This window comes from Faecalibacterium sp. DFI.5.82 (genome assembly GCF_029076575.1).
Lineage (GTDB): Bacteria > Bacillota > Clostridia > Oscillospirales > Ruminococcaceae > Faecalibacterium > Faecalibacterium duncaniae.
This window is the reverse complement of record NZ_JARFIS010000718.1, coordinates 1-302: the sequence shown is the minus strand read 5'-3', so window position 1 is coordinate 302 and position 302 is coordinate 1. Positions and strand designations below refer to the sequence as shown.

General features: G+C 63.9%; 1 pseudogene. It reads right to left on the bottom strand.

Annotation, left to right across the window (positions count from 1 at the left end):
- Nucleotides 1–31 precede the first annotated feature (31 nt).
- Nucleotides 32–302, bottom strand: a pseudogene (locus tag P0G09_RS18595) (cell division protein FtsH); the annotation flags it as partial.

The window sequence follows — 302 nt, the reverse complement described above, 5'->3', positions numbered from 1 at the left end:
GGCCGATCTCATGGTAGGCTACGATGCACTATTCGTGGTCGGTCAGGATGGAGTTCTTCTTCTGGTAGCCTGCAATGACCACCTCGATGCTCTCTTCCAGTTCAGACTGGGTCACGCTCTTGCGGCCTGCACGGACGGCCCGCAGCGCGGCTTCGTTGACGATGTTGGCCAGCTCGGCACCGGACGCGCCGGAGGCCATCCGGGCCTCGGTGGTAAAGTCGATGCCCGGGGCCAGCGCAACCTTCTTAGCGTGGACCTTCAGGATCTCCTCGCGGCCCTTGAGGTCGGGCAGCTCCACGGGC